Below are 7,996 nucleotides of genomic sequence, written 5' to 3'. Positions count from 1 at the left end.
TGTGGTACCTGCCGCCTGCATTTTTTCTGCAGGCGGGCCATGGGTGAGGCCTTCACCCGGCATTCCCTGCGCCCTCTGCACTGTTTGCGAGGGACAAGATCATCGCAGACTCGGGCAACCTCTGCCGCGAGAACGCGAAGCCATGTCGATCGCTGTTTGAGACGTGAATCCGCCTCCCCCACCCTACCGCTTCTCCGCCTCGCGCTCCCTGGCCTCGCGCTCGGCGCGCTGGCGGTCGAGGCGGCGGCCTTGCCATTCGAGCACGAGCCAGCCGAGCACACACATGGTGACTACGACGAATTCGAGCAGGCCGCCCATCTCGCTCATGGCGCGTCACTCATCGCGTCTCACCTGGTGTCCAGCTCATGACTTCACGTGTCATGACATCGCAGCCGAGCCACACTGGTCGCGCCAACGCGGTCGTACCGTCGTACGCGAGTCGTCTCATACGTGATGGCGACGACCTCGCCTCGCTACGACATCCGCCCCGAGCGAAGCAACTGATCGCGTCGCTCCAGGCGCTCGAACAGATCGAGCACCCACAGCGCGCGATCGTGAACAGTCCGGCGCGGCGGCGCGATCGCGTGCGGGCGCTGCGCATCCGCCGCGACGACCGCCTCGATCAAAATGCGCGCCTCCGGCCGCGGCGGCGCCAGCGACGGCTGCTCCTGCAGCAGCGACATCACCGCCGCCTTGCCGAGAAGCTGCAGCTTGCGCGGCATCGAGACGAATGCGCGCCGCGACAGCGAATCGAATTCGGCACGTGCGACCTCGCGGCCGATCTCGGCATAGATCAGCCGCGCCGCATGGATGCCGGGCCGGCAGGTCCACGGCAGATCGGCGATGCCCGCAGAAGCGCGCGCATAGAACACGTCGGCGACCGCGAGCAGTCGCGCCGTGACCCGCCCGATGCGGTCGTCGAAGAACGGCGCGGCACGCCAGGTCTCGATATCGAGACCCGCCTCGCGCAGCCATTGCCGCGGCAGATAGAGCCGGCCGGCGCGCGCGTCCTCGCCGACGTCGCGGGCAATGTTGGTGAGCTGCATGGCGATGCCGAGGTCGCAGGCGCGTCCGATCGTCTCGGCCTCACGCCGGTTCATCAGCAGCGACATCATCACACCGACCGTGCCGGCGACGCGCACGGCATAGGCGAGCACGTCGCTCAGGGTCTCATAGCGGCGCCCCTGCGCATCCCAGGCGAGACCTTCGAGCAGCGCCTCCGGCAGCGTGCGCGGAATCGTGAACTGCGCCACGACGCCGGCCAGCGCACGATCGACGGGACTGTCGTCCGGCGTGCCATGATAGATCCGGTCGAGCCGTTCGTGCAGCAGCTCGACGGCGTCGACGCGGCGGCGGGGCCCGTCGATCGCATCATCGGCCTCGCGGCAGAACGCGTAGAGCGCGACGGCGGGATCGCCGACCGCGCGAGGCAGCACTTTCGAGGCGGCAAAGAACGTCTTCGATCCGCCCCGCAACATCCGCCGACAGATCGCAATGTCCGTTTGCCAGCTCATCGCCGCTCCAGCTCATGCGGCGCGGGCACGAGATCATCGAGCACACGCGCCGAGGACAGCACGCCCGGCAGGCCGGCGCCGGGATGGGTGCCCGCGCCGACCAGATAGAGCCGCTCGACCTCTTCGCTCTTGTTGTGCGGCCGGAACCAGGCGCTCTGCATCAGCACCGGCTCGAGCCCGAACGCCGCGCCGCGATAGGACGACAGGCGATGCTCGAAATCATCCGGCGTCAGCAGCCGCGACGTAACGAGCTGGCCGGCAAGGTCCGGCAGCAGCGTGTCGCTCAGCGCGGTCTCGATCCGCTTGCGGAACGGCTCGGCCGTCGCCGACCAGTCGATGCCGCTCTCCTGATGCGGCACCGGCGACAGCACGTAGAAAGCATCGCAGCCAGCGGGCGCCAGCGACGGATCGGTCGCGGTCGGACGGTGCAGATAGAGGCTGAAATCATCCGCCAGCACCTTGCGGCGAAAGATGTCGTCAAGCAGCTCGCGGTAGCGCGGGCCGAGCAGGATGGTGTGATGCTCGACATCGTCGTAGCGGCGCTTCGTGCCGAAATACCAGACGAACAGGCTCATCGAATAGCGCGCACGGTCGATGCGCGCATCGGTCCAGCGCCGGCGCGGCACGCTCGGCAGCAGATGCTTGTAGGTCCAGGCGGCGCAGCCGTTGGAGACGACGACGTCGGCGGCGATCGTCTCGCCGGATGCGAGCCGCACGCCGGTGGCCACGCCATTCCTGGTCGTGATCTCGGTGACCGGTGTCGAACAACGCACCTTGCCGCCCTGCCCCTCGATCAGGCTGACGAGGCCGTTGACCAGCGCGCCGGTGCCGCCCATCGCAAAGTGCACGCCCCAGCGCCGCTCGAGATAGGCGATCAGGCAGTAGATCGACGTGGTCGTAAACGGGTTGCCGCCGATCAGCAGCGGATGGAAGCTGAGGATGACGCGCAGCCGCTCGTCGCGGACGTAGTGTGAGACGAGGCCGTAGACCGAGCGAAAGCTCTGCAGCTTGATCATCGCCGGCGCGATCTTGGCCATGTCGAGCAGCGACGAGAACGGCACGTCGCCGAGCTCCTCGAAGCCGACCTTGAAGATCGCCTCGCTCGCCTTCATGAAGCGCTCATAGCCATCGACGTCGCCGGGTGCCAGCCGCGCCACCTCGGCGCGCATCTCGGCCGGGTCGCCCGAGCAGTCGAACATGGTGCCGTCGTCGAAGCGGATGCGATAGAATGGGGAGATCGGCTTGAGCGTGACGTCGTCGGACATCTTCCGACCGCACAGCTGCCACAGCTCCTCGAACAGGAACGGCGCGGTGACGATGGTCGGGCCGGCATCGAAGGTGAAGCCATCCTGGCGATGCACATAGGCGCGGCCGCCGGGCGCATCGAGTTGCTCGTAGACCGTGACGCGATAACCGCGCGCACCGAGCCGGACCGCTGCGGCGAGGCCGCCGAAGCCGGAGCCGATCACGACCGCATGCGGCCGGTCTCCGAGCACAGCCGGGACAGCGGCCTTGATGGTGGAGACGTCGAGCATGGACGAAAGCGTAAATTGAAATTGACGCTTTCGCCAGCCAAAAATGTCAATTTAACTGGACGTTTCCTGCTGCGCTGCAAAGACGCCCGCGCGCTCGGCGGCGTTGACGATCAGGCCCGCGATCCTGGCCGGCTGCTCCTCATGGGCCAAATGACCAAGGCCATCAATGAGTTCGAGCTGCGCCTGGGGCACCAATCGCTGGACGCGACGCGCGACGTCTGGCGGGATGGCGCGGTCATTCGCGGCCGCGACCAGAAGCAGCGCGGTCTTCAACCGCGGCAGCTCGCGGCCAAGCGGATGCAGGTCCCAGTTCGCCATCATCTCGAGCGCGGCGCCGACATGGCCGGGGCTGCCGACCAGCCGCCGATACAGCCGCTCGCCTGTCGCGTCGATCGTCGAGCCGGTGCCCTTCAGCAGCCGATGCACCGCCGCCGGCTCGCGGCCCCGCCAGGCGAACAGCCGCGGCACCAGCGGATTGAGCGCCATCATCTTGGCGAGCGGCGACAGGAACTGCGCGGCCGCGCCGCCGAACGGCAGATAGGCGCCATTGAGGCTGACGATCAGCTTCGGCCTGATGAGATTGTCGAGCGTCATGCGCGTCAGGATCGCCGCGCCCGCGGAATGGCCGATCGCGATTTCAGGCGCGATCGCAAGCTTCTCGCAGAGGCCAGCGAGATCGCGCGACATGCCGTCGAGCGACAGCCGCCGCCCATGCGGCGTGGAGGTGAAGCCGTGGCCGGAGAGATCCGGCGCGACGACGGTGAAGTGCCTGGCGAGCAGCGGCGCGAGATCGCGCCAGGAATGGGTCGCGGCTCCCGTGCCATGGGCGAGCAGCGCAACGGGCCCCTCGCCCATGATCTGAACATGCCAGCGCAGGCCCGCGGCCTCGACGAAGCGGCTGGCTGCGCGGTTGGGCCAGTCGCTGCCGTCGACGCTCCAGTTCGGCTTGTCGCTCATGCCGGCCCACGCGGTTGGACGCCGCCGGCATCGTCAACGATCGGCCGCGCGCGTCAGGAAATCATCGTAGCTGGCGACGACTTTATCAAGCTGTTCGAAATGCGGCATCGCGCCGGTCTGCATCACCTCGATCTGCCAGTTGGGCAGAGCCGCGACGGCGTGCTTGCCGTGATAGTCGACGAAATCGCCGCGCACGCCATGCACCGTCCAGACCGGCATCGCCAGTGCCTGGTAGAGCTTCAGGGCATTGGTGCTGAACAGATAGCCGGAGACGAACGAATACGGCGCGTTCTCGGCGCCGGGCTGATGGGTCGTGATGTAGTCATACTCCAGCAGCCCCTCGTCGATGTCCTTGCGGCCGAAGGTCTTCTGCAGGAAGAAACGAATGCTGGCGCGCGAGGTCAGCAGGGTGAAGAAGCCGTGCTTCCACAGCGGGACGTTGAGGATGTTGCGGACCCACGGCATGGCGCGGGTCGTGTCCTTGGTGCCCGCCGACTCGGCCGCGGCCTCGGCGCGGCGATCGAAGCCGGTCGGGCTGAGCAGCGCCAAAGTGCGAAACAGGTTCGGCGCCTCGGTGCCGGCGCGCGCGGCGAACTCGCAGCCGAGCGACAACGCGATCGCGTCGATCGCGACGTCGCCATGACGGCGGCGAATTTCGTTCGTGGCGAGCAGAATCGCATCGGTCATGATGCGCGGCGTATAGATGCGGTCGGCGCGGTCCGACAGGCCGAAGCCCGGCAGGTCGAGCGCATAGACCGGACGCGTCTGGCGGTAGTGCTCGAACAGCGGCTTCATCTCGTAGGCCGTCGCCGCGGCGTTGACGCTGTGAATCAAGAGCAGCGGCCGCTGCTCCGCCGGGGCGGCGGGGCCGTCGCCATAGCAGGTGATGCGGCCCGTACGCAGATCGGCGAGTTCGAAGCTTGGCGCTGCAAGCGGCGGCGGCATCGTCACAGCGCGCGTGTCAGCCGCATGATCACTCTGTGTGGTCGAGGCGACCTGCATGGCGTGCTCCTGTGTGACGATATCGGGCGACGGCAGGCAAGCGCTGCCATACGAGTGGGTGAGCATAGCGATGACCGATCCTCTTGTCAGTCGCCGTTGGGAACGCAGCTTGACGCCGGGGGTTCCACCGCCATCAGCCGCGGCCGGCTTGCGCCATGACGGCCTGCGACAACCGTACGGCATCCGCATGAGGCAGCGCGACGTAACGCGCCTGCATCGCACCGGCGAGCTGCGCGGCCTTGTCCTGCGGGCGCGGCGAGGAATCGACCAGCACGACCGGAATGCCGGTCAACGCGAGCTGCCGTGCGGCCACCAGCGCCTCCGCCTCGGCCTCGCTGCGGCCGCCGCCATCGCGCGCGACATTCGCCCGGCCGTCGGTCATCAAAACGATCGTCGGCGTCTGGCCCTTGGCCTTCACGGCGAGCGCGAGCTCGGTTGCGCCCCAGATCGCCGCCGACAGCGGTGTGCCGCCGCCGCCGGGCAGCGCCGCGAGGCTGCGCTTGGCGCGCGTCAGCGAGCGCGTCGGCGGCAGCAGCAGCTCGGCGCCCCTGCCGCGGAACGCGATCAGCGCGACCTCGTCGCGGCGAATGTAGCATTCGGCCAGCAGCAGCTCGACGGCGCCCTTCACTTCCGCAAGCCGCTGCAAGGCCGAGGAGCCGGAAGCATCGACGACGAAGATGGTCGTGGTGCCCGAGCGCTGCTTGAAGCGGGTGATCCGAATGTCGTCCTTGTGCACGATCAGCCGGCCACTCTTGCCGGAATGTTGCGTCCGCCGCCGCAGCGGCTGCCACGGCGCTGCCGCGCGCAAGGTCTCGAGCACGTTGAGCCGCGCGCCGGCGCGCCATTCGCCGCGACGCGCGCCAATCGGACGGCCGCGCTTCGGCACCTTCTGAGCGGTGCCCTGCTTGCTGACGCTGCTGCTGCGGACGCGGGTCGCGCGTTCCTCTTGCAGCCGCTTCAGCAGGTCGACTGGAATGGCCGCCTGCGCCGCTTCGACCACGCGATCCTCGAGCGAACCGTCCTCGCTGCGGTCGTCGTCCTCACTCTCGGCCCACTCATTCTCGGGCTCCGGCGCCTCGCTGTTCTCAGTCTCGTCATCCGCTGCGGGCAGCCGGGTGGCGCGCGGCGCCAGCACCAGCCGCGCGGCGCAGGCGATGTGCGCTTCGGCGACTTCGACCTCACCATCAAGGGCCGCTGCGATGCGCGCGACGCGACAGGCGAGCAGCGGCGCGCGCAGCGAGTCGATGCCGAGCGCGCAGGCCGTCATCGTCAGCGCCGCGATCGCGTCGTCCGACGAACGGACCTGCGGCAGCCGCGCACGCGCTGCTGCGATGTCCGACGATTTGAACAGGCTCTCGCCGAGATCGACGCGCGCAACTTTGCTGAGATCGAGATGGCAGGCCAGGCGGTCGGCCAAGGCAGGCGACACGCGCTCATCACCGATGCCCTCGTCGAGCGCAATCAGTCCGAGCCGAGCCGGTGCGCGCAGCGACATGCCATCGCGCTCGATGCTGATAGCCCCGGTGTCGACGGCAACACAGAGATGTGCGACCGTCGACCGCGACATGCGCTCGGCCATCACGGCGATCAGCCCGCCGCCATCGGCATCGGCGAGCAGCCCACGTTGCAGCACCGGCCGCCCCGCCTGCAACGTCGCGGCGAGATCGAGGCCGCCAAGCAGGCGATCGTCCGAGATCGACGGCGGCAGCTTGCGCAAGGGTGTCGACGGCGGCATCAGCTCGTGCAACAGCTCCAGCCACTGCTCGCGCACCGGACCTGCGCCCGCACGCAGCAGCACCGACGCGGACGGGTCGATCGCGGCAAGAGCGGCCGCGATCATCGCATCGGCCCAGATCGCGGCGCCATCGCTCACGGCGCGAACAGCTCGTCGAGCGCGCGCTCGACCCGCACCGACGAGCCGGAATCGTCGAGCGGATTGCGCCTGAGACGGTGTCGCAACGCCATCGGCGCGACCGTCTTCAGATGGCGGTCATCGACCGCCTTTGCGCCCTCCAGCGCCGCTACCGCGCGCGCCGCCCGCATCAAGGTGAGTTCGCCACGCAGGCCATCGGTGCCGAGCGCCATGCAGAGGCGTGCGGCCTGCTCGAGCTCACGATCGGCGACCTTGACCGCTCCGATGTGCTCACGGCCCGCGAGGATACGCTTGCGCTGCTTCGCCTCCTCCTTCTCCCAATGCGCAACGAAGGCGCTGGGATCGGTCTCGAAGGCATCGCGCCGCTTGACCACCTCGATGCGCGTCGGCAGATCATTGGGCGTCTTGACCTCGACCGAGAGGCCAAAGCGATCGAGCAATTGCGGCCGCAACTCGCCCTCCTCCGGATTGCCGGTGCCGACCAGCACGATGCGGGCGGGATGGCGGATGCTGAGACCGTCGCGCTCGACCACGTTCTCGCCTGACGCGGCGACGTCGAGCAGGAGATCGACGAGATGATCCTCCAGCAGATTGACCTCGTCTATATAGAGAAAGCCGCGATTGGCGCGCGCGAGCAGCCCCGGCTCGAACGATTTCTCGCCATGAGCCAGCGCACGCTCGAGATCGAGCGCGCCGACGACGCGGTCCTCGGTGGCGCCGAGCGGCAGGTCGATGACCGGAACCGGCACCTGGTGCGCCTTCAACGCCGCCGGCTTCTTTGTCTTGCCGCTCGGCTTGGAGCGCGCGCGACACGCGGCACATTGCGCAGCGACGTCGGCCGGATCGCATTGATAGGGACAGCCGATCACGGCGCTCATCGGCGGCAAGAGCGCGGCGAGCGCCCGCACCGCGGTGGATTTTCCGGCGCCGCGATCGCCAAAGGCCAGCACGCCACCGACCTTGGGATCGACAGCAGCGATCATCAGCGCCAGCTTCATCTCGTCCTGGCCGACGATGGCCGAGAACGGAAAGGCGATTCCCATGAGCGTCCCCTGCGCCGCGACGCGTTCCCGCCGCGTTGCCAGCATGAGACCACAATCAGGGGCCGCTCTTCA

Annotated in this window: 7 protein-coding genes; all 7 read right to left on the bottom strand. The window is 68.3% G+C overall.

The annotated features are described in order from the left end of the window. Positions 1 to 183: 183 nt before the first annotated feature. Complete coding sequence (locus tag QX073_RS14920) at positions 184 to 327, bottom strand: hypothetical protein (RefSeq protein ID WP_315714295.1); 144 nt, start codon at positions 325 to 327, stop codon at positions 184 to 186. A 146-nt stretch (positions 328 to 473) separates the two neighbouring features. Continuing rightward, entirely contained in the window at positions 474 to 1,514 is a 1,041-nt protein-coding gene (locus QX073_RS14915) for a phytoene/squalene synthase family protein (protein ID WP_316225953.1), read from the bottom strand. Beyond that, positions 1,511 to 3,049 carry a phytoene desaturase gene (locus QX073_RS14910; RefSeq protein WP_316225952.1) on the bottom strand — a complete coding sequence of 513 codons (1,539 nt, stop codon included), beginning with the start codon at positions 3,047 to 3,049 and terminating at the stop codon, positions 1,511 to 1,513. Before QX073_RS14910 ends, QX073_RS14915 begins: the two co-directional genes overlap by 4 nt. 51 nt (positions 3,050 to 3,100) lie before the next feature. After that, positions 3,101 to 4,006 (bottom strand): alpha/beta fold hydrolase BchO, encoded by a 906-nt coding sequence (gene bchO / locus QX073_RS14905; protein ID WP_316225951.1) that lies wholly within the window; start codon positions 4,004 to 4,006, stop codon positions 3,101 to 3,103. 33 nt (positions 4,007 to 4,039) lie between these two features. Next, positions 4,040 to 5,008, bottom strand: a complete 969-nt coding sequence (locus QX073_RS14900) for an alpha/beta hydrolase (protein ID WP_316225950.1) — start codon at positions 5,006 to 5,008, stop codon at positions 4,040 to 4,042. A gap of 133 nt (positions 5,009 to 5,141) precedes the next feature. Beyond that, a complete protein-coding gene (locus tag QX073_RS14895; protein WP_316169230.1) occupies positions 5,142 to 6,881 on the bottom strand; it encodes a magnesium chelatase subunit D in 1,740 nt (579 codons plus the stop codon). Then, on the bottom strand, positions 6,878 to 7,924 hold the full coding sequence (gene bchI, locus QX073_RS14890) for a magnesium chelatase ATPase subunit I (RefSeq protein WP_316169231.1): 1,047 nt from the start codon (positions 7,922 to 7,924) through the stop codon (positions 6,878 to 6,880). Before bchI ends, QX073_RS14895 begins: the two co-directional genes overlap by 4 nt. Between the last annotated feature and the right edge of the window lie 72 nt (positions 7,925 to 7,996).

Origin of the sequence: Bradyrhizobium sp. SZCCHNS3052 (genome assembly GCF_032484495.1) — a bacterium.
In the GTDB taxonomy this organism is placed as follows: domain Bacteria; phylum Pseudomonadota; class Alphaproteobacteria; order Rhizobiales; family Xanthobacteraceae; genus Bradyrhizobium.
This window is presented reverse-complemented; position numbering and strand designations above follow the sequence as displayed.

What these genes read in the sequence shown, in the direction of transcription:
- QX073_RS14920 (WP_315714295.1), bottom strand. Translation starts at nt 327, where the DNA reads ATGAGCGAGATGGGCGGCCTGCTCGAATTCGTCGTAGTCACCATGTGT.
- QX073_RS14915 (WP_316225953.1), bottom strand. Translation starts at nt 1,514, where the DNA reads ATGAGCTGGCAAACGGACATTGCGATCTGTCGGCGGATGTTGCGGGGC.
- QX073_RS14910 (WP_316225952.1), bottom strand. Translation starts at nt 3,049, where the DNA reads ATGCTCGACGTCTCCACCATCAAGGCCGCTGTCCCGGCTGTGCTCGGA.
- bchO (WP_316225951.1), bottom strand. Translation starts at nt 4,006, where the DNA reads ATGAGCGACAAGCCGAACTGGAGCGTCGACGGCAGCGACTGGCCCAAC.
- QX073_RS14900 (WP_316225950.1), bottom strand. Translation starts at nt 5,008, where the DNA reads ATGCAGGTCGCCTCGACCACACAGAGTGATCATGCGGCTGACACGCGC.
- bchI (WP_316169231.1), bottom strand. Translation starts at nt 7,924, where the DNA reads ATGGGAATCGCCTTTCCGTTCTCGGCCATCGTCGGCCAGGACGAGATG.